The 23,145-nt window shown below is 65.1% G+C and carries 23 protein-coding genes; 9 read left to right on the top strand and 14 right to left on the bottom strand.

The genetic code is table 11. The features are described 5' to 3' along the window. Positions 1-141: 141 nt before the first annotated feature. The 4 genes from metE to AB0J47_RS35200 all read left to right on the top strand — a co-directional run bounded on the left by metE (position 142) and on the right by AB0J47_RS35200 (position 4,598). Entirely contained in the window at positions 142-2,448 is a 2,307-nt protein-coding gene (gene metE, locus AB0J47_RS35215) for a 5-methyltetrahydropteroyltriglutamate--homocysteine S-methyltransferase (RefSeq protein WP_364356388.1), read from the top strand. A 108-nt stretch (positions 2,449-2,556) separates the two neighbouring features. After that, positions 2,557-2,976: a VOC family protein gene (locus AB0J47_RS35210; RefSeq protein ID WP_364356385.1), complete on the top strand. Its 420-nt coding sequence runs from the start codon at positions 2,557-2,559 to the stop codon at positions 2,974-2,976. Beyond that, the gene (locus AB0J47_RS35205) at positions 2,976-3,542 is read left to right on the top strand and encodes a TetR/AcrR family transcriptional regulator (protein ID WP_364356382.1); all 567 of its coding nucleotides are present in this window, start codon (positions 2,976-2,978) and stop codon (positions 3,540-3,542) included. Before AB0J47_RS35210 ends, AB0J47_RS35205 begins: the two co-directional genes overlap by 1 nt. Positions 3,543-3,701: 159 nt before the next feature. Then, a complete protein-coding gene (locus AB0J47_RS35200) occupies positions 3,702-4,598 on the top strand; it encodes an LLM class flavin-dependent oxidoreductase (protein WP_364356379.1) in 897 nt (298 codons plus the stop codon). Between the two features lie 10 nt (positions 4,599-4,608). Here AB0J47_RS35200 and AB0J47_RS35195 read toward each other — a convergent pair whose 3' ends face one another. Further along, entirely contained in the window at positions 4,609-5,340 is a 732-nt protein-coding gene (locus tag AB0J47_RS35195; RefSeq protein WP_364356376.1) for a ZIP family metal transporter, read from the bottom strand. Between the two features lie 240 nt (positions 5,341-5,580). Beyond that, entirely contained in the window at positions 5,581-6,141 is a 561-nt protein-coding gene (locus AB0J47_RS35190) for a TetR/AcrR family transcriptional regulator (RefSeq protein WP_364356373.1), read from the bottom strand. A 124-nt stretch (positions 6,142-6,265) separates the two neighbouring features. Here AB0J47_RS35190 and AB0J47_RS35185 point away from each other — a divergent pair, with 124 nt between their 5' ends. Then, the gene (locus AB0J47_RS35185) at positions 6,266-7,567 is read left to right on the top strand and encodes a hypothetical protein (RefSeq protein WP_364356370.1); all 1,302 of its coding nucleotides are present in this window, start codon (positions 6,266-6,268) and stop codon (positions 7,565-7,567) included. Here AB0J47_RS35185 and AB0J47_RS35180 read toward each other — a convergent pair whose 3' ends face one another. Both AB0J47_RS35180 and AB0J47_RS35175 read right to left on the bottom strand, forming a co-directional pair. After that, positions 7,568-8,770, bottom strand: coding sequence for an AI-2E family transporter (locus AB0J47_RS35180; protein WP_364356367.1), 1,203 nt, complete (start codon positions 8,768-8,770; stop codon positions 7,568-7,570). Positions 8,771-8,816: 46 nt separating this feature from the next. After that, positions 8,817-9,869, bottom strand: coding sequence for an NAD(P)-dependent alcohol dehydrogenase (locus AB0J47_RS35175; RefSeq protein WP_364356364.1), 1,053 nt, complete (start codon positions 9,867-9,869; stop codon positions 8,817-8,819). A gap of 185 nt (positions 9,870-10,054) precedes the next feature. Here AB0J47_RS35175 and AB0J47_RS35170 point away from each other — a divergent pair, with 185 nt between their 5' ends. Continuing rightward, positions 10,055-11,173, top strand: a complete 1,119-nt coding sequence (locus AB0J47_RS35170; protein ID WP_364356361.1) for a trypsin-like peptidase domain-containing protein — start codon at positions 10,055-10,057, stop codon at positions 11,171-11,173. On the opposite strand, the gene AB0J47_RS35165 is transcribed toward AB0J47_RS35170, so the two are convergent. The 10 genes from AB0J47_RS35165 to AB0J47_RS35120 form a co-directional block, all read right to left on the bottom strand. Further along, positions 11,170-11,736: a vitamin K epoxide reductase family protein gene (locus AB0J47_RS35165; RefSeq protein ID WP_364356358.1), complete on the bottom strand. Its 567-nt coding sequence runs from the start codon at positions 11,734-11,736 to the stop codon at positions 11,170-11,172. The two genes, AB0J47_RS35170 and AB0J47_RS35165, sit on opposite strands and share 4 nt — an antisense overlap. Further along, positions 11,733-12,509, bottom strand: a complete 777-nt coding sequence (locus tag AB0J47_RS35160) for a thioredoxin domain-containing protein (RefSeq protein ID WP_364356355.1) — start codon at positions 12,507-12,509, stop codon at positions 11,733-11,735. Before AB0J47_RS35160 ends, AB0J47_RS35165 begins: the two co-directional genes overlap by 4 nt. A gap of 126 nt (positions 12,510-12,635) precedes the next feature. Next, positions 12,636-13,481, bottom strand: coding sequence for a polyphosphate kinase 2 family protein (locus AB0J47_RS35155; RefSeq protein ID WP_364356352.1), 846 nt, complete (start codon positions 13,479-13,481; stop codon positions 12,636-12,638). 120 nt (positions 13,482-13,601) lie between these two features. Next, positions 13,602-14,297 (bottom strand): ESX secretion-associated protein EspG, encoded by a 696-nt coding sequence (locus AB0J47_RS35150; protein ID WP_364356349.1) that lies wholly within the window; start codon positions 14,295-14,297, stop codon positions 13,602-13,604. Beyond that, positions 14,294-14,953, bottom strand: coding sequence for a hypothetical protein (locus tag AB0J47_RS35145; protein WP_364356346.1), 660 nt, complete (start codon positions 14,951-14,953; stop codon positions 14,294-14,296). Before AB0J47_RS35145 ends, AB0J47_RS35150 begins: the two co-directional genes overlap by 4 nt. Before the next feature lie 3 nt (positions 14,954-14,956). Further along, positions 14,957-15,376: a hypothetical protein gene (locus AB0J47_RS35140; RefSeq protein WP_364356343.1), complete on the bottom strand. Its 420-nt coding sequence runs from the start codon at positions 15,374-15,376 to the stop codon at positions 14,957-14,959. Positions 15,377-15,607: 231 nt separating this feature from the next. Further along, entirely contained in the window at positions 15,608-16,240 is a 633-nt protein-coding gene (locus AB0J47_RS35135; RefSeq protein WP_364356340.1) for a class I SAM-dependent methyltransferase, read from the bottom strand. A 258-nt stretch (positions 16,241-16,498) separates the two neighbouring features. Further along, positions 16,499-17,752 (bottom strand): saccharopine dehydrogenase NADP-binding domain-containing protein, encoded by a 1,254-nt coding sequence (locus AB0J47_RS35130; protein ID WP_364356422.1) that lies wholly within the window; start codon positions 17,750-17,752, stop codon positions 16,499-16,501. Between the two features lie 27 nt (positions 17,753-17,779). After that, positions 17,780-19,219, bottom strand: coding sequence for an AarF/ABC1/UbiB kinase family protein (locus AB0J47_RS35125; RefSeq protein ID WP_364356337.1), 1,440 nt, complete (start codon positions 19,217-19,219; stop codon positions 17,780-17,782). A 257-nt stretch (positions 19,220-19,476) separates the two neighbouring features. Next, positions 19,477-20,157 carry a TetR/AcrR family transcriptional regulator gene (locus AB0J47_RS35120; protein ID WP_364356419.1) on the bottom strand — a complete coding sequence of 227 codons (681 nt, stop codon included), beginning with the start codon at positions 20,155-20,157 and terminating at the stop codon, positions 19,477-19,479. Between the two features lie 423 nt (positions 20,158-20,580). Here AB0J47_RS35120 and AB0J47_RS35115 point away from each other — a divergent pair, with 423 nt between their 5' ends. The 3 genes from AB0J47_RS35115 to AB0J47_RS35105 all read left to right on the top strand — a co-directional run bounded on the left by AB0J47_RS35115 (position 20,581) and on the right by AB0J47_RS35105 (position 23,102). Further along, entirely contained in the window at positions 20,581-21,798 is a 1,218-nt protein-coding gene (locus AB0J47_RS35115) for a DUF445 family protein (RefSeq protein ID WP_364356416.1), read from the top strand. A gap of 156 nt (positions 21,799-21,954) precedes the next feature. Beyond that, the gene (locus AB0J47_RS35110; protein ID WP_364356334.1) at positions 21,955-22,455 is read left to right on the top strand and encodes a helix-turn-helix transcriptional regulator; all 501 of its coding nucleotides are present in this window, start codon (positions 21,955-21,957) and stop codon (positions 22,453-22,455) included. After that, the gene (locus AB0J47_RS35105; protein WP_364356331.1) at positions 22,452-23,102 is read left to right on the top strand and encodes a heparin-binding hemagglutinin; all 651 of its coding nucleotides are present in this window, start codon (positions 22,452-22,454) and stop codon (positions 23,100-23,102) included. Before AB0J47_RS35110 ends, AB0J47_RS35105 begins: the two co-directional genes overlap by 4 nt. Positions 23,103-23,145 lie beyond the last annotated feature (43 nt).

Raw genomic sequence — 23,145 nt, 5'->3', positions numbered from 1 at the left:
CGGCCCGTCTCGCGTCCGAGTCGTCGAAGCGCATGCGCCGTAGGCGCGAGTCTCGTCGGCTCGGACGCGAGACACCAGGGGGCCGCGAACACGCCGCGCCGCAGGCGCGGCCAATCAACACAGCAAGGGAGTGCCCCGCTCATGGTCAACGTTCAGGACGGTTACGGATCCAGCATTCTCGGCTACCCGAGGATCGGGCCGCACCGGGAACTCAAGCGGGCCCTCGAGGGCTATTGGCGTGGTGGGGTTTCGCGCGACGAACTGCTCGCGGTCGGGCGCGATATCCAGGAGCGGCAGTACAACGGGTTGGCCGCCACCGGGCTGACCCAGGTGCCGGGCAACACCTTCTCCTTCTACGACCACATTCTCGACAATGCGCTGCTGTTCGGTGCGGTGCCCGCGCGGTTCAAGCCCTACCAGGACGAGTTGCATCCGCTGGACTTCTACTTCCTGATGGCGCGCGGTCGGCCGGATCTGCCGCCGCTGGAGCTGGTGCGGTTCTTCGGTACGAATTACCACTACCGCCAGCCCGAGCTCGACGAGAACACCGAATTCTCGCTGCACCCAGAGGCTTTGCTCGACGAATGGGATCGCGCCAAGGCCGGTGATATCGAGTTGCGTCCGGTGGTGGTCGGCCCGGTGTCGCTGCTGCTGCTGTCCAAGGCGGGCCATATCCCCGGTGAGGCAGGCGGTTTCGACACGCTGAGCCTGTTGGACAAGCTGCTTCCGGTGTACGAGGAGCTGTTCGAGATCCTCGCCAAGCGCGGGTCCACCTGTGTGCAGTTGGACGAGCCGTGCTTCACCAGTGAGCGCACGCCTGCGGAACTCGCCGCGTTCGAGCGTGCCTACCAACGACTTTCGACCTCTGCCCTGCGTCCGCGCATGCTCGTCACCGGGCAATACGGTGATTTCGGTGAGGCGCTGCGCATCCTGGCCGAGACCAATGTCGAGGCCATCGGACTGGATCTGGCCAGTTATCGGATCCAGCCGGAAGAGCTCGCCGAGATTCCCGGCATTCGGCGTAAGCGCCTGTACGCGGGCGTGATCAGCGGTCACAATGTCTGGCGCGCGGATCGTTATGTGACGCTGGAATACCTCAACGAGCTGGCCAAGGTGTGCCCCGATCTGGTGGTGTCCACCGGCACGACACTGCTGCATGTGCCCTATGACGTGCTCGCCGAATACGAAATCGAGGGCAATGTCGCCGACCGCCTCGCCTTCGCGCGACAGAAGGTGGGCGAGGTGGTTTCGCTCGCCAAGGCGCTCACCGAGGGACCGTCGGACAAGTGGCGCAAGCGGCCGACCGAGGTGCATTTCAAGCAGAAACACGCGGTGCGGCAACGGGTTTACGCGATCACGCCCGGCATGCGCTCGCGCGAACCGTACGAGGTGCGCCGCGAAGCTCAGCAGCGCAAGCTGAATCTGCCGCCGGTGCCCGCGACCACACTGGGTTCCTTCCCGCAGACGAACAAGATTCGTCAGGCGCGCTACGACCTGGGCGAGGGCAAACTGTCCTACGACGAATACCGCAAGAAGATCGAGGCCGAGATCGAGGCCACGATCCGCCTGCAGGAGGACATCGGCCTGGATGTGCTCGTGCACGGTGAGCATGAGCGCAACGACATGATCCAGTACTTCGCCGAGCTGCTCGACGGCTTCGCGACCACCCACTTCGGCTGGGTGCAGGTGTACGGATCCCGTTGTGTGCGACCGCCGATCATCTACGGTGACGTGTCGCGGCCCGCGCCGATGTCGGTCGAGTGGATCAGCTATGCCCAGTCGTTGACCGATAAGCCGGTCAAGGGCATGGTGACCGGTCCGGTCACTATGATCGCGCGTTCGTTCGTGCGCCAGGATCAGCCGCTGTACGAGACCGCCGATCAGGTCGCGCTTGCCATTCGCGATGAGGTCGTGGATCTGGAACGGGCCGGGATTTCGATCATCCAGGTCGACGAGCCCGCCATTCGCGAGCTGCTACCCATGCGACCGCACGGGCGCGCCGAATATCTGCGGTGGGCGGTCGCGGCGTTCCGCCTGGCCACCTCCGGCGTCAAGCCGGAGACCCAGATTCATACGCATATCGGTTATTCCGGTCGCACCGAGGTGGTCGACGCGATCGAGGAACTCGACGCCGATGTCACCGCGATCGTCGCGACCCGCTCGATCGAATGGGTGCTCAAGGCGCTCAAGGAAGATTCCGTATCGGGTCACGGCCTGAGTCACGGCGTCGGTCCCGGTGTCTACGAGAGCCGTTCGGCGCGGATCCCGGATATCGATGAGCTCGACGAATTGCTTACGGCCGCGGCCGAAGCCATCAGTCCGGAACGCCTGTGGGCGAATCCGGACGGCGGTCTGAAGACCCGGCACTACTGGCAGCTCGAGCCCTCGCTGCGCAATATGGTCGCGGCCGCTCGCCGCGTTCGCCGGCGGGCCGCGCCGACGGAGTAATACCGAAGACGAAGGCCGCCGCCATGTCTCGGACGTGGCGGCGGTCTTTTGCGGCTCGGTGATGAATGCCATATCAAATCGGTACAGTGCGTACTGTATCGTTTAGATATGGCTGAGCAGACATGGCCCGAGTCGTTGCCGGTGGCCCAGGTTCGAATTGCCAGGCCCACCGATCGATTGGTAGAGGTCGTGCGGTTCTACGTCGAGGGGTTGGGACTGCGCGAGCTCTACCGATTCGAAAATCACGCGGGCTACGACGGTGTGATGCTCGGATTGCCGGGCACCGGATATCACCTGGAATTCACCACCCACGTGGACGGCAGTCCCGGCGATGCGCCGAGCGCGGAAAACCTGCTGGTGCTCTACTTTTCGACCGAAACCCAGATGTACGACGTCGCACAGCGCCTCGGTGAATTCGGCGTGCAGCCGGTCCCCGCCGAGAATCCGTACTGGGCGGCCAACGGCGGCTTGACCTTTCCGGATCCGGACGGTTGGCGAGTCGTCCTGATGCCGCGTCCAGTGTTCTGATGCCAGGACGCGCCCGCGAAGACCGCATAGATACCGCGGTGCTCGCCGCGACTCGAGAGCTGTTGGACGAGAACGGCTATGCCGAACTGTCCATCGGCCAGGTCGCGGCCAGAGCCGGACTGCACCGCCCGGCGATCTACCGCCGCTGGCCCTCGAAACGTCACCTCGTTGTCGATGTCGTCGCCGACCTACTGGGACTGCGACCAACTCCGAACACCGGCGACCTGCGCGCCGATCTGACCATCGCAATGCGCAATCTGGTTGCCGCACTACGCGATACCTCGCTGAACCACGTCCTTCCCGCCCTGGTGGCGGATCTCGCCAACGACCCGGAACTACGCGCGCATTTCCTTGCAACGGTATTCGAACCACGCAGACGAAGTACCGCGATCGCCCTGGAGTCGGCCATCCACCGTGGTGATATCGATCCGGGTGTCGACCTCGATTTCGTCCTCGACGCGGTCGCCGCCCCGATCTACTACCGCGCCCTCTTCGGCCATCTACCGCTGAACGAAACCCTCGCCGACCAGTCGGTCGATGCCGTGCTGCGCGCTATCGCTCGCTGACCCAGCCGAGTCTGCGCCGGAATCGGCGGGCGACTGTCGGTGTTGATCTGATGGGCCGGGCAGCTCGTCTACCAACCGGGCACCGGTGTACAGGGCGCGCGGTGAATCGACAGGGTGCCCGGCGTGCCGCTGTCAAGACACGGATCGGGAGCCAACGCCATGCCTTTGAGAGAAACAGTCGGTGAGAGCAAGGGCCTTCGGCTCGGTATCGCACCGCATGGGTTATGGCCCGAGAACGCCGACGACCTCGACGATGTCGTCGAAACCGCTCGTACCGCAGAGCAATTGGGCTTCGATCATATTGTCGCAGGCAGCCATGTGCTGGCTGGTGAGCTGGGTGTCACGCATGAGCCGCTGATCATGCTGTCGGCCATCGCCGGCGCGACCTCGCGCATCGGCATCGCGACCAGCGTGCTGATCCTGCCGCTGTACAACCCGGTCGTGCTGGCCCATCAGACCGCGACACTCGACCGACTGTCGCGCGGGCGGTTTGCGCTCGGCGTCGGAACCGGTTGGGACCGTGCGGAATTCGATGCCGTGGGAGTGCCATTCAAGGAACGCGGCAAGCTCACAGGCGAGCATCTGGAAGTGCTGGCCGCGTTGTGGCGAGGTGAGGCCGAGCCACGGCTCGGTATCGCGCCGCGCACGGCCGGTGGACCACCAGTTTGGGTCGGCGGAAGCAGCGATGCCGCACTGCGCAGAGCCGTGCGCTTCGGCAGCGCATGGCACGGTCCGGTCGCCGATCCGGCCGAGCTGCGGCGAATCCACAACCGGCTCACCGAGCTCGCCGAAGCATCCGCCATCGAGCGGCAGCCGCTGCGACTGACTTCTGTCGCCTTCGTGGTCCCACCCGGATTCACCGCCATCGGCCGCGATCCAGGACGGTTGCTCGGTGGCGGGCAGCCGACGGCCGCAAGCATCGTCGACGAACTCGGTGCCCTCCACGAAGCCGGACTGCACGCCTGCTCGATCTGGCTGCCGGTGCCCGGTCCCGCATTCGCCGAGGCCGTGGCCTGGGTGGCCCAGGAAGTGCTGCCGCAACTCGACGAGCGCTGACCACTGCTGGTCAGTGACTGAGCGTGGCGACGACGAGCATGAATATCGCGCCGGTGACGGTGCAGGCCAGGGTCAGTCGGGACGGGTGTTCGGCGTGGGCCTCGGGGAGGATGTCAGCGGTGGCGAGGTAGAGCAGGAAACCGGCGAAGTAGCCGAGGTAGAGGCCCACGGTTGCGGCCGGAACCCGGATGACGGTGCCGATCACCGCACCGACTACCGGGGCGATGGCGTCCAACGTGAGCAGGATCAGCGCGCGTCGGTGGGCGCTGCCGTACAGCGTGGTGATGGTGAAAGTGTTGAAGCCATCGGCGAAGTCGTGACAGATGACGGCGATGGCGACCGCGATACCGACGGTGGCTCCGGCTTGGAAGCCCAAACCGATACCGAGACCGTCGAGGGTGCTGTGGAAGATCAGCCCCGCCGCGGCGAGCAGACCGACGGATTCGAAACCGTGCTTGTGTGAACCGAATTCGCCTTCATGGCCGGTGTGGATGGCGACCGCGCGCTCGATGATGTGGATGGTGACAAAACCAACGACGGTGGCGATGAGCGCCGCCGGGACACCGAGCACGATCTCCCCTGATTGCTCCAAAGCCTCCGGTAGCAGGTCGAAGAACACCACACCCAACATGACACCCGCCGCCAGTCCCAGCACCAGATGTTTGCGGTCGCCGATCCGCACCGCAACCAGCCCGCCGACCAAGGTCGAGCACATCGATACCAGCGCGAGCAGAATCGCCATCGGTCCAGCATCGGTCACTCGTCGCCGAGGCGATGCGATATTCGCGCAGTAAGTTCGCTACCTGTTCGCGAAGCCAGCGGCACGACGCATTGGCAGCGGCCGCCATTTCGGGCGCGCAGAGCGTGGATGTGGCCGAGCGGATCAACGCGTGAGCGGGCTACGGCGCACAGAGGGGTGAGCGAGCGACGTTTCGTGCCCAGCGGGAGCACCCGGAAGCACGCATAGACAACGGTGCGGCGGTCAAGTACCGCTCTCAGCTGGGAGCAGTGCGCCGAGAGTGCGCAGACCTGCGGTGATATCGGCAGCGGTGGGGGCGTTTTCCGGGTCGACCAGGTGTTGGATCAGCAGCCCGCCGATCATGGTTTGCAGGACGGCGCCTACTTGCGGGTTCTGCCCACCGAAGAAGTCGGATAGTTCGGTGCGCGCCCGTTCCTGGGCGGCACCCAGTTCGGCGCGCAGTTCGGGGGAGTGCAGTGCCTGGGCCAGACTTTCGCCATTGGCGGTCCAAAGGGCGTGATCCTCGGTGAACGAGGTGATCAGCTGCTGTAAGAAGTCCTGCAGTCGCGCGACCGGATCCGCGGTGTCGCGGGCGGGGAGTGAATCGAGAATCCGCTGAACCGCATCCGCGCTCGATTCCATCATCGCCTGATTGAGCAGCTTGTCGCGGGTGCCGAAGTGGTAGTTGATGGCGGCCAGGTTGGTGCCGGAGGCGGCCACGATATCCCGCACGGTGGTGCGCGCGTATCCGCGTTCGGCCAGGCACTGCTTGGCCGCGGCGAGCAGATCTTCTCGGGTTCCCACCTCATCAGCGTGGCATACATCTGTTTATGACACACGTTTCAAACGATTGTTTGTGACAAGCGTTTGAAACAACTGTATGTTGAGGGCGTAGCCTGCTCCACCACACAGAAGTACGAGACGACCAATGACCGCACAGCGACCGCTTTCTCCGTTCGAACTCACCTACTTCGGCTCCGAAACCCGACTCGGCAGCGTGCCGACCGGCGGTATGCCGCTGTTCATCGGTTCCACCGTGCACGGCCTGCTGGATGTCGAGATCCTGCGCCGAGTGCTCGACGAACTGACGGCCGACCACCCACTGCTGCGCAGCAAGCCGGTGGCCGATGCCGACGGAACCTTGTATTTCCGCCGGGACGACGCCTACCGGCCCCGCCTCGAGATAGCCGAGGGCGGTGAAGCCGAGTACCTGAATCTGGTGAACGGACCACGGGATTGGCGCGACGGCCTGTTCCGCGCCCATCTACTCCGCGACGGTGAGCGCGATCAGATCGTCCTGGTCATCCATCACGGAATCGCCGATGGCAGGTCGGCTTTCGCGCTACTCGCGCAGATGTGGCAGCGCTACACCGCGCATGCGACGGGAACCGCGCTGCCACAGGCGGATGCCGATCAGGGGTTGCCCGAGGGCATCGATATCCAACTTGCCGAGGTGGTTTCGGATGCGGAGGTAGCCGGGGCGCTCGACGGGGTCCTCGCGGCGGCCTCGATGATGGGTCCGGAATCGGCTCCGCGCACCTTGCCGATCGACGGTGACGGGATCGGCGACGATCCGCTGGGCCGATTCGCGGTGCAGCGAATCGAACTGGATACCAAGGAAACCCAGATCCTGATCGACGCCGCTCGCGCGCGCGGGCTTTCGATCAACAGCCTGCTCAGCGGCGCCGCACTCGTCGCATTCCGTTCCCAGCTCGAACCTATGCGGGGAAAGCTCCCGGTATTCTGTGGCCACGCGGTGGACGTGCGATCCGAGCTGAATCCACCGCTGCCCGCGCACGCGATGCTGAATTGTGCGTCCGGTGTTGGCACCTTCGCGCTCGTCGCCGAGAATGCGAGCCCGATCGATATCGCACACGAGGTGGCCGCGGGCATGGCGACCGCATTGGAGCAGCGCGAAGCCCCAATATTTTTGCTCGCCTCACAGCGCGTCCAGGACGCGGCAATTGCCGCGATCTTCGCGGCCCCGCCGACCGTCGCCATCTCCAATATCGGTCGTCTGCCCGCACATTCGACGCCAGCCGGTATCCGCCACATTCGCGACGACGTCTACGCCATGGGCCCCGGCATGCCGCCGAAGCTCACCGCCTTCACCATCGGCGGGCGCCTGACCATCCAGGTCGAGTACGACACCGCCCAGCACAGCCGCGCCCAAATGGGCAAGGTCAGCTTGGCGCTGATCGACGCACTGCAGGGCATTCGCGCCGAATGATCACTCCAGTGACCGACCGCTTCCGCTGAGGCGAATAGTCAACTGGCGCATCCATTTCCGTTGTTTCTTCGGCGGCTGCTCGGTCTTTTCGGTATCGCTGTCCGTTTCGACCTCATAACGGCGGATATAGGCGCCCGCGAACGCCTGCACCGTCGCGGTGACCGGAATCGCCAGCAGCGCACCGGTCGGCCCGAGTATCGCCGCACCCGCAATGACCGCGCCGAATGCCACGGCCGGATGCATATCCAGCGTGGTCGCGGTAATTCTCGGTTGCAGCACATAGTTTTCGAACTGCTGGTACACCACGATGAAGCCCAGAATCCACAGCGCGGTGGACGGACCGTGCACCAGTGCGACGAGTACCGGCAGCGCACCGGCGAGATAGGTGCCGACGGTCGGAATGAACTGGGAGACAACGCCGACCCACAGCGCTAGCGCGAATGCGGAAGGCACATCGAGGATGCGCAGCGCGGCATAGTGCGCGATCGTCGAGCACAGCGCGAGCAGCCCGCGCGAATAGATATAGCCGCCGGTCTTGTCGACGGCGATATCCCAGGCGCGCAACACATGTCGCTGGTGGCGCGGCGGCAGCAACGAGCAGACCGCATTGCGGAAGCGCGGTCCGTCGGCGGCGAAGTAGTAGGTGAACAACAGCACGCCGAGGGACTGGAAGATGGCCCCGACCGCGGCGGTGCCGACACCCCAGGCATTACCGGCCAGCCCGACTAGATAGCGGTCGATGGTGGAACTCCACTCACCAAGATACTTCCGCAGATCATTGCCGGACAGATTCGTCTTGAAGTTGCGATTGGCCCAGTCGACGGCCTGATCCGCGTTTTCGGGCGCGTTCTTGACAAGGGTGGTGACCTGGTCGACCAGTAGCGCGCCGAGCGTCCACACGAATGCGACGGTGCCGACGGCCAACACCAGGAACACCACCCCGGTCGCCAACCCGCGCCGAACCCCGCGCGCGGCAAGCCAATTCACCGCTGGCTCGATGGCAAAGGCAAGGAACAGCGAAACCAGCAGCACCAGTAGGAAACCCTGCAATTTCTGCAGAATCCAGAAGCCGCACACCAGCCCGGCCACCGTCGCCGCCGCGAGCAGGAATGCTCGCAACAGCCACGGCGGCGGCCCTGCGGTCACATCGGCGATGACCACCGCCGTTTCGGCGGGTGGGGATTGCTCTTCATCCGCAGACACATCGCCAAGCTAGCGAACCGGCGACGAATCGGCGTAACGACACGGACTAGATCGTCGAGGCGTCGATCACGAACCGGTACCGCACATCGCTGGCGACGACCCGGTCGTATGCGCCATCGATCTCATCGGCCGAGATCAGCTCGATCTCCGCACCGATTCCGTGGTTGACGCAGAAGTCCAGCATCTCCTGGGTCTGCGCGATACCACCGATCATCGACCCTGCCAGCGCCCGCCGGTATCCGGCGATGGTGAAAGGCTTGACGCTCAACGGCTTCTCGGGCATACCGAGGATCACCAGGGTGCCGTCCAGCCTCAGCAGGCGCAGGTAGCTGTCGATCGGCAGATCGGCCGAGACGGTATTGAGGATCAGATCGAAGTGGTTGCGCAGATCGCGGAAGGTTTGCTTATCGCCGGTCGCGTAGTAGTGGTGCGCGCCGAAGCGTTTGCCGTCGTCCTGCTTGCTGAGCGAATGACTCAGCACGGTGACCTCGGCCCCCATCGCCGCGGCGATCTTCACCCCGACGTGTCCGAGTCCACCCATGCCGATGATCGCGACCCGCTTACCCGGCCCCGCATTCCAGTGCCGCAGCGGGGAGAACACCGTGATACCCGCGCAAAGCAGCGGCGCCGCGACATCGAGTCCGATGCCCTCCGGAATCGACAGTACGAAGTTCTCGGTCACCACGACCTGGCTCGAATAGCCGCCCATTGTGTACCCACCCGGCTGGATGGATGCGTCCACCTGGGTGTTGTAGGTCATGGTGGCGCCGTTTTCGCAGTACTGCTCCTCATTGGCCAGACAGGGACCGCAAACGCCGCAGGAATCGACCATGCAGCCGACGCCGACGCGATCGCCGACCCGATGCTTGGTCACCTCCGGACCGACCGCGGCGACAATGCCCGCGATCTCGTGTCCGGGGACGCACGGGTATTTGGCGCCGCCCCATTCATCGCGGGCGGTGTGGATATCGGAATGGCAGATGCCCGCGTATTCGACATCTATCAGCACATCGCGTCGTCCGAGCTCGCGCCGCTCGATCGTGAGCTTCTCGAAATGCCCATCGGGCGTGGACATCGCATACGCAGCAGCAACGCTCATGCCCGCGCCTCACTGGTGCTCGGCTTCGGCATGCGCGGTGGGCGCCGCGTCATAATTCGCTCACTGCGTTCGCTCATGCGTACATGCCTACCGCCGCAGCGGAGGTTTGCCAAACGCGCCGCCGAATATTGATCTCCGGCCACAATGGAATTGGTCAAGGGCCCAGCCGGAGGCGGGAGAGCGGCATGGACGACGAGCGGCACCGCGCGCCCGAGCGGCAGCGAGAAGGTGGCGGGCGCGCGTTGGCGCTGATCGCGGCCTTCCTGCTCGCCGTGGCCGCGTTCTTCGGCTTCCGCGGTGAACTGCCCGACTGGTCGTCGACCTCTGGTGCGGACAACTCCCCGCCCGCCCTACTCGAGCCGCTGCCGCCGCTGGATCCGGTGGCGGTCGCCCAGGCCGTGGAACCGGCGCTGGTGAATATCAGCACGTCCTCGCGGCCGTTCGGACTCGGTGCGGCCGGATCCGGGATCGTGCTCACCGCCGACGGACAGGTGCTGACCAGCCATCATGTGGTCAAGGGCGCCGAAACCGTGACGGTCACCGATGTCGGCAACGGCGCCGTCTACGACGCGAAGGTGCTCGGCTACGACGGCGGTGCCGATATCGCGCTGCTGGAGCTCAGCGGCGCCACCGATCTGACAATCGCGCGCATCGGCCGCTCCGCCGAGCTGCGCGTGCACGAGGACGTGCTCGCCATCGGCAATGCGGGCGGTGCGGGTGGCACGCCGACCTCGATCCAGGGCAATGTCACCGATCTGAACAGCTCGATCGTCGCGCTGAATTCCTCCGATCTGACCCGCAAAGCGCTGACCGGGATGGTGGAGATCGCGGCACCGGTCACCGCCGGACAGTCCGGCGGTGCGCTCGCCGATCCCGATGGCACGGTGGTCGGGGTGATCACCGCCGCCTCCGGCGAGACCTCACGCGAGGTCGGGCGCACCCCTAACGGCTATGCGGTGCCGATCGACACCGCGATGCGGGTGGTGGGCCAGATTCGTTCCGGCACGCCCACCGAAACCGTGCACATCGGGCCGACCGCGACGCTCGGTGTACTGATCTCCGACGCGAAACCGAGTGGGGCACGGATCGATGTCGCACTGTACGGGTTGCCGGCTCGCGCCGCCGGGCTCATCGATGGCGATGTGATCACCTCGATCGACGACCGTGACATCACAACCGCGACGGCGTTGCGGGCCGCGATCAATGTGCACAAACCCGCTGACACCGTGCAGTTGGGTGTCCTCGGTGTCGGCGGAGTGCAGCGCAAGATCACCGTGGTGCTCGCGCTGGGCACACCGAACTAGACCAGCGACAGCCAGTAATCCTGGAACTTCAGGAAGATCAGCAGCAGCACCACGGCGTAGAACACCGCGACGAAGGTCCAGCGCCACTCGACGACGATCCGCATCGGCCCCTGCGCACCAGCCCATAGCTGTTCGGTGGCCACCGCGAGCAGCGGCGTGATGATCGCCCACACCACCATGCAGTACGGGCACAGCGCGCCGATCCGGTACAGGCTCTGGAAGATCAGCCAGCAGATGAAGATCGTGCCGAGCACGGTGCCCACCCACAGCCCGCCCCAGATCCAGCGCGGGAAGCGCACATTGGCGACGGCGAGCACCGCGAGGGTGACGACCACCGAGAAGCCGACGATGCCGATGATCGGATTGGGAAATCCGAATCTGGCGGCCTGTTCGGTGGTCATTACGCTGCCGCAGGACAGGATCGGGTTGATGCTGCACGAGGGCCGGTAGCTCGGATCGGTGAACAGCTTGAACCGCTCGATGGTCAACGTGACCGAGGCGAGCCAGCCGGCCAGCCCGCCGATCAGCAGCACCCAGGCGGACCTGGATGTCGCGGTGTTCACTGGCCCGCGGCGGCGGCGATCGCGGGTGCGAGGCCGCCGGGAACCATCAGTTCCTGGCTGGACTGGAGCTGTTTGCCATTGACGAAGACCGTCGGGGTGGATTTGATTCCGCTGGTCAGCATGTCCTTGGTCTTGGCCCCGATGTACTTGTTGTAGCTGTCGTCCATGATGCACTGCCCGACCGAATCGGGAAGGCCGAGGCCCTTCGCGATGGTGATCAGCTGGTCATCGCTCAGCCCCGCGCTGCCCTCGGCGGGCTGCTGCTCGTACATGGTGGACAACCAGCCGAGGTACTTCGACGGATCCGCCTCGGCGACGCAGTAGGCCGCATTGGCCGCGCGCGAGGAGTACTTCGTAGTGGAGGCCTTGTCCAGGAACGAAATGATGTTGTATTCGACGATGGCCGTGCCCTTGTCGACGGCATCCTTGATGACCTGCGCGTTGGCGGCTTCGAAGGCCTTGCAGGCCGGGCACTGCAGGTCGGCGACGACACGGACGGTCACCTTCGCGTCCGGCTTGCCGATGCGGACCGCACCGTTATCGGTGATGGTCGCGGCGGCCCCATTGGGCAGCTGGCTCGCGGTGGCGGCGATGGACGGGGTGGCACCGAGATCGTTCTTGTCGGCGTTCTTCACCGCGATACCGATGCCGATCGCCGCGATGAGCCCGACCAGCACAACGGCCACGCCCACCTGGATGAGGATCTTGCGGTTGCGGTCGGCGCGCTCCGCCGCCGCGAGCGGATTCGTTTTACCACCCGGTTTTTTGCTCACCGTGCGTTCACCACGCCTTTCGCTTGCCTGCCGGTTTCCTGCCGCCACGATGGTAGATCCGGAACACCCCCGGGGCGTGGACGGGCACGGCCACATCATCCGTGGTCAACCTGAGAGGAACCTTGGTCAGGCCCGGGTGAGCCTGCGCTGCTGATCCTCGACATCGAATAGGGCCGGCGGCCAGTCGAGTTTCAGCCCCGCCAGCGCATCGATGAGCAGTTCGGTGACCGCGAGGCGGGTGAACCACTTGTGATCGGACGGAATCACATGCCATGGGGCGTAGTCGGTCGAGGTGCGGTCCAGCACCACCTGGTAGGCCTCCTGATAGGCAGGCCAGTAGCCGCGTTCGTCGATATCGGCGGGATTGAACTTCCAATATTTATCCGGTCGGTTCAGCCGTTCGCGCAGCCGCTTCTTCTGTTCGTCGAGCGAGACGAACATGGCGACCTTCACCAGCGTGGTGCCCTGGTCGACCAGTTCCCGCTCGAAGACGTTGATCTCGTCGTAGCGTGGTTCCCAGACCTGCGGCGGCACCAGATTATGCACCCGCACGACCAGCACATCCTCATAGTGCGAGCGGTCGAAGACGCCGAGTTGGCCGGCACGCGGCAGGGCCTTGCGGATGCGCCAGAGGAAGTGGTTGCTCTTCTCCTCCTCGGTCGGGACGCCGAAGGAGGCATGGTCGACGCCCTGCGGATCGACCGAACCGATCACGTGGCGGACGATGCCGCCCTTGCCCGCGGTATCCATCCCCTGCAGCACCAGCAGCACGCTGCGGGTATCGCCGGAACGGCCGTTGGCATAGAGCTTCTCCTGCAGATCCGACAGCACGGTGGTGCGTTCGGCGAGCAGCTTCTGGCCCTGCCTCTTGTCACCATTGAATCCGGGCGTACCGGAGGCGTCGAGATCAGCGATGCGCAAGCCATCGGCCCGCAGGGCCTCACTGGGCGGCAGAGACCATTTCTTCGCCATCGATGTATCTTATGGCTGTATTCGTGGCCGCGCCTTCGGCGCGAACGGGTCGCTCGTAAGATTCGCTCCGTTCGGGTGCGCGGATGCTGCGACGTGGCGACTGCCAGTGCCTGGCGACGGTCAGCTGACCTGGGCCAAGCGGAGCAGCTGAGCGGCGAAATCCTCGTCGGTGACCGGGGTCAGGGTCAGCTCGTGCGAGGTGCTGAGCAGATAGCGTCCGTCGCCGGTGAAATCGAGCCAGCTGCGGTGCCGGGTGGGCGGCGACATCGGGTTTTCCGGTTCCACGGTCACGGTGATGAAGCCGCGACCGTCCACCGGTTTTCGCAGGGCCTGGCGGAACCGGGCCGCACGGCGATGGCCATTGGTGGCGCTGTCGCCTTCGTCGCAATTCAATACCGCGTCCTGCGGCTCCCGCATGGGCGCTAGCTTGCCCGGCTCGGCTGGACCGATGATCTCGACCAGATTTTTGCCGAGGTTGCGGGCGTGGGACATGCGCACCGTCACCTTGTCGATATCGGCGATCAGAATGCCCGCGTGGTTGTGCACCACCGCTGCGAAAACAAGGATCCGCTTGGCCCCCGACTCACCGGAGATGGTGATGGTGGTGGCGTCGGTGCGCGCGCACAGCATGAGTGCGGCGGCCAGATCGGCATCGGCCTGGCGAGCGAAACGCTGGGGTAGTCGCAGTGCGGCGTACTCGGATTCGGTGCGGACGGTGGCGGCGGGCGCCAGATTGACCGGGTAGGGGCGGCGGTCCAGACTCGTTTCGTTCTCCCAGACATGCGTGAATTCGTCCGGGGTGAATACCCATTTCACCGTGTGCCCCCGGGATCCGCCCGCGCGATCTGTGGTCCATCGGGTGGCGGGGTGAATCGGGGGACACGGTCGCCGGAGGTGGGCATGATCGGGGTGTAGACATAGGTCATCGTGTCCTGGACATCGGCCTGCGCCGTAGCAGCGGCCATGTCGTGGTCCATCCTGCGTTGTCCGCCGTGGATCGCCTCGGCGGCCGGATCTTCCAGAGCACGATACTGCGGCGGCGGCGGAATCGCCGCTCGGATGGCCTGTGCCGCATCGGAATTGAGCTCCATCAGGCGCTCTACCGCGCGGCAGATATCGTGCGCCTCGGTGCCGGCGCGGACGAATTCGCGGGTGGCGCGCAGTGCGGCATCGGCGGAACGACCAGACCAGTGCGCGAATTCGCGATTTGTGGCATCGGAGAAAGCCTGGAATGCCTCGGCGACCGCGGTGGCATTGGCGCGCCAGGCATCGGCGACCCGGCCGAGAGCCGCGGGATCGATGACCTCGTGCACCAGATCCCAGATCTCCTGGTGCGTAAAGGCGCCGAACAGTTCGCGCTCGGGAGCGTAGGGGGGATCGGTTCCGCCGCTGGCCGATCGGGCGGAGGCGGCGACGGCGCGCTGCTGGACCCGGATGGCGTCGGCGGCTGCCCTGGTGACGGAATCGGCCATGGGTCAGTGGTTTCCGTCGGCCTGTTCGCCGCGCGGCGACTCCAGGTAGTCGGTGATCAGCTGTAGCGCGGCGCGGTTCGCGGCCTCGGCATCCTCGAAACGTTTGCCCGCGGCCAGATAGGCGGCCTTGTACAGCAGGGCGGTCTCCTGGAATGCGGTGACGGTGTCGAGGAATTGAGTGCCCTTGTCGCCGAAGCCTTTTGCCAGGCCGTGGCCCGTCGGCAGATTGGGGAAGCCCGATACATCGGTGACGAGATGTCCGGTGGCCGTGGCTTTTTGTAGATCCTCGACGAGCTTGTCGCATGCGGCGGCAAGGTTTTCGGCGACATCCTCGGCCAATTCGAAGGGGGCGCCGCCGCTGGTTCCGGTGGCTGCGGCATACAACTGTCTGGCCATCCGCTGACCGGTATCCGGTACCGCCATCTGGGTCGCCCCCTCACGTTCGGTCCACCCACCGTTGCGGGCACTTTACCGCCCCCACCCACCGCCCCGTAACGCCTTATCCCCATCCCCAACCAACACTCCGCCGTAATGTGCCCCCTCACATACGTTCTGGGCATATCGCACACCTTGGTGCTTGGGGTGCAGCGTGTCGTGCGGTGAGTCGGTGTGCGAGGTGTAGCGAAGGTGTGCGGGATGCGCGGAGGTGTGGGGTCAGGTGGGGCGGGTGGCGCTCAGGTATTGGAGGGAGCGGTGGATCTGTTGGTCGATGTCGGTGAGGCCGTGTTCGGCAAAGAGTTCGGGGAAGGTGTCGGTGTCGAAGACGCGTAGACCGGCCCAGCCGGCGACGATTTGGCTGGCGCGGCTGAAGGGCGGGTCCCAACGGTGGCTGGTCGTGATGGCGACGCGGCCGCCAGGGGCGAGGACGCGGATCATTTCGCGGGTTGCCGCAATCGGATCGGGGATCAAATAGAGCGCGCCGAAGCAGCAGACGGCGTCGAAGGTGCCCTCGGCGAAGGGCAGGTTGCGGGCGTCACCGCGGAGGTAGCCGACGCGCGGGCCCGCGTTATCGGCGACGGCGCGGGCGAGCATCGGTGCGGAGTAGTCCAGACCGATGGCGTAGCCGTCTCCGTCGAGGGCATTGCTCAGGTAGCGAGTGAAGTTGCCTGGGCCGCAGGCGATATCGAGTACCTTCTGCGACCCGTCGAGGCGCAGGGTGGTGACGGCGTCGCGGCGGTCGGCGGTGGTGCTGCGGCCGCTCGCCAGATAGAACAGTGCAGGCCGCCAAGCCTTTTCGTAGATCGCGGCGAGGGCGGGGGCGTTCATGGTGCGTCGAGCGAGGTTCACCGCACCGACCTCGGGTCGGCTGGTAGCGGTGCGGTGACCCGTCTATGACGCTCGACTGGTCCGGATCTCATTTGTGCTCCTCGTCGTTGGGGAGTTCCGATCACGCGATCGAAGTGTCCGCATCTCGAGCTCTCGCATAACCTCCCGGTTCGGGTGCGGTGTGTCGCGCGGCGAGTCGATGTGCGAGATCTGCCGACGGTCTGCCACGTACGCGGAGGGTATGTGAGGCGGCGGCTGGTCGGGCGACGCGGAAGGCAGTTAGGTGCGCTCGACCTCGATGGTCATGCCCGTGGCGCGCAACCGCTCGGTGAGCGCGTCGCCCATCGCGGATGCGGGGGTGAGGATGCCTGCCAATTCGGGCTGCTTCGCACCGTCGAATGCCAGGCACAGTCCGGCCTGTCCGAGCATGACGGCGGTGGCCTGGTAGCCGGGATCGCCGGTGCCGGAGAAGGTCGCCACGTATTTCCCGCCCGAAGACGTGCGCGCGTAGGTCTTCATGCTGAACCAGCCACTGGTGCGCGCCTGTTCGCTCGGTCCGGTGCCGGGCTTGGGCACGATCCGGTCGAGTAGCTTGCGGCCCACCGAGACTCGCGACAGCACCGCACCGGCGGCCATCGTCGCCACGATGCCGCCTGCCATACTGGCGGCCACCAGCGGTGCCGCGGCAGACTTGCCCGCGTTCATCACCTCGCGGTAGCGGAAGTTCTTGCCGTAGACCCAGCCGAGCAGGCCATTGGTGCGGCGCACGATCTTGGTGTTGTGCGCGGCCATGACGAAGGTGCCGACCCATCCGTCCAGGCTTGGATCGATGCTGCTTGCCCGCTGCAGCGCCTGGTCGGTTTGACGGCCGACATCGGGTTCCATCGACTTATCCGGGCTGAGCGAATACGGGTGGCTCATCACCGAACCCTTGGCCGGATCGGCCGCGATGGCCTCCATCATGGCCCGGCCGGAGTCGATGGTGCCCCCGCTCACGCCGCCCTTCAGCGATGCGATCAGCGTGGTGTCCTCGAGCTCGCCGGTGTTGTCCGCGACCGTGCGCTTGTACAGCTGGTACACGCTCAGATCCGACGGAATCGAGTCGTAGCCACAGGAATTCACGATCTTTGCGCCGGTCTCCACCGCCTGCTCGTGATACCCGTCGATCGCGTCCCGGATGAACAGCGGTTCACCGGTGAGGTCGGCATAGTGGGTCCCGGCCTTCGCGCACGCGGCCACCAGCGGCAGGCCGTAGCGCAGGTACGGGCCCACAGTGGTCACCACGACCGCGGCTCGCGCGGCCAGTTCGTCCAGAGCGGCCTGGTCGGTCGAATCGGCGACCACCAGACCCCAATTCGCGGCGGCCGGGCCGAGTTCGTCACGGACCGTGGTCAATTTGTCGAGCGAGCGACCCGCCAATGCGATGCGCGCCTCAGCAGGCGCCGCGCCGAGTAGATACTCCGCGGTGAGCTTGCCGACGAAACCCGTTGCGCCGAAGAGCACTAGGTCGAATTCTCGGTTGTCTGCCATGATCTTCCGTTCGATAGCCGCTGTGGTGGATTATTTGGTGCCGGAACCGCGCGGGGTCGGCTTCTTCGCCCGCGCCCGCGGTTTCTTGGTCGGCGTCGGCTTGCGCTCGATCAACCACTCCCGATGCGCCTTACCCAAATCGGTGACCGGTTCCTCGTCGTAGAGCCATTCGCGGGCGATCTTGTGCCAGTTCGCGGTGCATTCGAGTTGGCCGAGCATGCCGAAGGTGAGGAAGTCGGCGCGCCGGGAGAACAGGTGCTCCGGCGGCAGATTCTGTTGCTTCATCCCGGCGAATTCACTGGCCCGCGGATCGACAGCGAGCAGAAACGCACCGCTTGCCAGCTCCGGGGTAATGGTCAGCTCCTCGTCGGTCAGACACCATTCCGAGGCCGCGAGCACATATTCCAGGCATTCCTCGGCGCCGATCTCGTCCGGCGAATCGATCACGCCACGCTCGATCATCAACTGCCGCAGGTCTTCGGCCCGATCCTCGGCCGCCGCGCGCAGACAGATCGTCTCGAACCGCACATGTCCGGGATCCATCCGATTGAACAGGCCGAAGTCGAGGAAGCCGACCCGGCCGTCGTTGGCCAGCAACACATTTCCCGGATGTGGGTCGCCACAGAATTCGTTGAAGCTGAACAGCGAACCGACATAGAAGCGGTAGATGATCTCGCCCATTCGATTGCGTTCGGTCGCGGGCAGCTGCCGGATCTCCTCGAATCCCTTGCCCGCCACATATTCACTGACCAGCACGCGCGTCGTACTGAGTTCGGGCAGCGACCGCGGCACCATGATGAACGGATGTCCGGCGTAGAGCTCGGCGATCTGGAGTTGGGTATCGGCCTCGGCGTGATAGTCGAGTTCGCTCTCCATATTCAGCCGCAACTCGTCGAGTACGGCGGGCGTCACCCATGGCATCGCCGATTGCAGTACGCGCCGGAACATGGCCAGATTCTTGAGATCGGCGCGCACCGCCGCATCGATGCCCGGGTACTGCACCTTCACCGCGACCTGACGTCCGTCGTGCAGCCGCCCCAGATACACCTGCCCGATCGAGGCCGCGGCAATGGGCTCGGGCTGGAATTCGGCGAATACCGCGTCCAGCCGCTGCCCGAAGTCCTCCTCGATCACCTGTCGCATCGATTCGAACGAGACCGTCGGCGCGGCGTTGCGCAGCACAGCGAGTCGTTTCTGGAAGCGTTCCCGATGGCTCTCCGGTACCAGATCCAGATCGAGCACCGACATCATCTGGCCGAGCTTCATGGCCACGCCCTTCATGGTCCCGAGGACCGTGACCACCTGCTCGGTGGTGCGGATCATGGACTCCTCGGCCATCTTCGCGCGTACGGCCTCCGACCTGCCCCGCATGGATAGGCGTGTGCGCTGGGTTCGGATTACCGAACTGGCTGCCACCGCACCCAGCTTGGTGCCACGAGCAAGCCGAGAAGTCGGCACTTGCTTCGCCATCGAGGTACCTCCATTGGTGCCAGCGGTCGGCGCGACGGGCGCGCAGGCGGTAGCTTGCGTAACCACGTAGCGACCCGCGCAGACCGCCATCAGGCAGAGCGCGGTGACGTGGGACACCCGCGTACCGCTGGGCTTCAGAGTAGCCAACCTCGCGGCGGTGTCGAGACCGCCGTCACTATTTCAGCTAGCGCCCCAGCTAGCGGCCTGTTAGCGCGCGAAGTCGGGCGATTGATCAGCTGGCGATCACGAGCTAGCGCTCAGGCGCCGGTCTGCGGCGGGTCCGGCAGGATGTGCGGCTGTGCGTTGAAGATCGCACGGGAGCCGCCAGCGCGCGCCATGCCCTCGATGGCACTCCAGGCCATCATGGTCAGGTAGTCGATGACTTCCTCGCGCGACATCGCCTTATCCGTGGTCCACCAGTGTGTTGCCAACTGGATGCCGCCGACCAGCACATACGACCACAGCAGCGCGCCCTCGGTCGCGAAGCCGTGCTCGGCGCCGCGATCAATGATGACCGTGGTGACGACCTCGGCGAAGAGTTTCTCGAATTCGGCCAGCGAGGACTGATCGGTCGAGCCGTTGCCCATGATGAACCGGTAGACCTCCGGGTCCTCGTCGACCGTGCCGACGTAGGCGGCCAGGGCCGAACGGACCAGGTGGTACTCGTCCGCGTCGAGGCTGATCGCCTCGTACACCCGCGGCATCAGGGTGCTCTCGATGAACCGCTGCATGGTCGCGTGGACCAGGTCGTTCTTATCCGAGAAGTACCGGTAGAGCACGGTTTTCGAGACGCCGATCTCCGCGGCGATCTCGTCCATGCCCGCATTGCTGCCTCGCGTGCGAATAGCCGCGAGGGTGCCATCGACCAGCTCTTCGCGGCGGTCGATCTTGTGCTGCCGCCATCGGCGCTTGCGACCGTCCGTCCGGCCGGTGCGCACCGCCGCCGGTCGTTCGGCAAGCTCGCCGACATCGACAAGGTCATCGGTGGACAGCGTGAGCTCCCTCGTTTGTATGGGTTCGTGGACCACCAGCTTAGGTCCAGGCAACGACCGACATGCGCGTTTGGGTGTGGGTTGCGACAGGTTGCACATAATCGGGCCATTCGGCGTCGGTTGCGTGTCGCTCGAGATCGGCCGGGAGCTCGGTCGGTGACACACAGCAGAATGGATGTCATGGAGAAAGCTCCCGGCAACACGGCGGCGCGAGCGACGGGCCCGGAGGCGGTAGCGGAGCGTAACCACGAAGGGCCCCGCGAACGCCGCCAATCCAGTACAGCGGTGCTGGATACGCCCAGGTCCGCAGCACCGACCAGTTTCGCGGCCTTCGTCGACGAGGCGGGCAAGCGTCGCGATCTGTTCAAGATGAAGGCCCTGGCCACCGGGTTTTTGGCGTTCGCGACGGCGATCTATCTGTTCTGCCGCTGGTTGGAATCGCGCGGGGCGGGTGATGATTGGGTCGGTTACCTGCGGGCCGCGTCCGAGGCGGGCATGGTCGGCGCACTCGCCGACTGGTTCGCCGTGACCGCGCTGTTTCGCCATCCGCTCGGCCTGCCGATCCCGCATACCGCGATCATCAGGAAGAAGAAGGATCAGCTCGGTGCCAGTCTCGGCGCCTTCGTCGGCTCGAATTTCCTTGCTCCGGATGTGGTCTCGGCGAAGGTGAATTCGGCGCAGGTCTCCTGGCGGGTGGGGCGCTGGATGGCTGATCCCGGACATGCGGGCCGGGTGGCGCAGGAGAGTTCGACCATTCTGCGCGCGGTGGTCGGGGTGCTGCGGGACGAGGATGTCGAGCAGGTGATCGACAACACCATCGTCAAGCGGATCGCCGAACCGCTGTGGGGTCCGCCGATCGGACGGGTGCTTGCTGAGCTGCTCGCCGACAATCGGCAGTTGCCGCTGCTCGACATGCTTGCCGAGCGTGCGCACCAGTGGGCGCTCGGTTCGCAGGAAACGATCGACCGGATCGTTTTGCGGGACGCGCCGCAATGGGCTCCGAAATTCGTAAACATTCTGCTTTCAGAAAGGATCTATCGAGAACTGGTCGAGTTCACCTGGAAGGTGCGGTCGAATCCGGAACACGAGGTGCGGCTCGCGGCGAATCGGTTCCTCGAGGAATTCGCCTACGACCTGCAGCACGACGACGCCATGATCAAAAAGGCCGAGCGGATCAAGGCGCAGATCATGGGTCGCGAGGAGATCACCGGCATGGCCGAGGCGACCTGGCGCGCGGCCAAGCGGCTGATCCTGGAATCCGCCGACGATCCGAACTCCACGTTGCGGCGCAAGGTCGCCGAGAATGTGCAGCAGCTCGGGGAGCGGCTGCGCGACGATGCCGAGATGCGTGCCAAAGTCGACGATTGGATCGACCGCGGCGCGCGGTATCTGGTGGAAAACTATGCCGGGGAGATCACCACTCTGGTCACCGATACGGTTGCCAGGTGGGATGCCGAGGAAGCTAGCAAGAAGATCGAATTGCAGGTTGGGCGTGATCTGCAATTCATTCGCATCAATGGCACCGTCGTAGGATCGCTGGCAGGGCTGGTGATCTACACGATTTCGCATTTGATGTTCGGCGGCTGACCGCCGCGGCGTGAGTTCAGGCCCGGAGGCAGCAGCCTGCGTAACCATGGCGAACTGGGTGGAGCGCGCTGTTACCGGAACGGTGCTAACAGTGTGCTTGCAATAGCTAGCACCCTGCCTTAGAATTGGATACGTACAACCGCCAGAAGGTGAGTGATGGCAGACCAGCCCGAAGGTTCCGCCGAGTACACCGACGATTCGCAGGAGAGATCCAGCGGTGTCGGCGAAAAGGCGGCGCGTGTGGCCAACGCGGCACACGACATCGGAGGTTTCATCAGGGCACAGCGAGAAGCCGCGCAAGTCTCGTTGCGTCAGCTCGCCACGCTGGCGGGAGTGAGCAATCCGTACCTCAGCCAGATCGAGCGCGGATTGCGTAATCCGTCCGCTGAAGTACTCGCGCAGATCGCAAAGGCACTGCGGGTCTCTTCGGAGGTGTTGTACGTACGGGCTGGCTATCTCGAGCAACGGCCGCACAGTCCGGTCCGGGATGCCCTGCTTGCCGATACGTCGATCAGCGAGCGGCAGAAGCAGGTGCTGCTGGAAATCTATGAATCGTTTCGCCGGGAAAACGGAGGAAGCGAGCCAGGGGGGAACGAGTGGGACAGCGACGTTCCGAGCACATCACCAACTCCGCCACGCCAGGAGAGCGAAGAATGACCGAAAACGCAACCATCAAGCCACTGTTCGCAACCGTCGGTGCCGGTGATGCCGTGTACACCGCGGTTGTCGACGCCGTCAGCCAGGTGCGTGAGCGCGCCGCCACCGCCGATGTCAGCGGTCGCGTCGAAGAGGCGCGCGAGCGGTTCGCCAACGTACCCGCCGATGTCCGGGCCCAGTTCGAGACGCTGCGCGAGCGGCTGTCCGGACTGCCCTCGGAGTTGCCGGAGGACCTCGCCGAGTTGCGCGAGAAGTTCACCCCGGAGGAGCTGAAGGCGCTCGCCGAGAAGTACTACACCCAGGTGCTCGACATCTACGCGGATCTGGCTGTGCGCGGCGAGGAGACCGTCGAGCGGCTCCGCGCCAACCACCTGGTCGAGGATCAGATCGAGCGCGTCGAGACGCTGTACAAGGATGCGGCCAGCCGCGCCGAGGATGCCCTCGCCAAGGTCAACGAGTTGATCGGCCGTCCGGTCAAGGAAGAAGACGAGGCCGAGGTCGAGCCGGTCGTCGAGGCCGAGGTCATCGATGTGATCACCGAGACCGCGCCCGCCACCGACGGCGCCGCCGCCAAGAAGGCTCCGGCCAAGAAGGCGCCCGCCGCCAAGAAGGCTCCGGCCAAGAAGGCGGCCCCCAAGAAGGCCTGACGCCCTTACCTTCTCCACGCCGACGGCCCCGCACACCCGACGT

It is taken from the genome of Nocardia sp. NPDC049737, assembly GCF_040674755.1.
Classification (GTDB): Bacteria; Actinomycetota; Actinomycetes; order Mycobacteriales; family Mycobacteriaceae; genus Nocardia.
The sequence above is the reverse complement of the archived record's forward strand: the minus strand, read 5'-3'. Positions and strand labels throughout refer to the sequence as shown.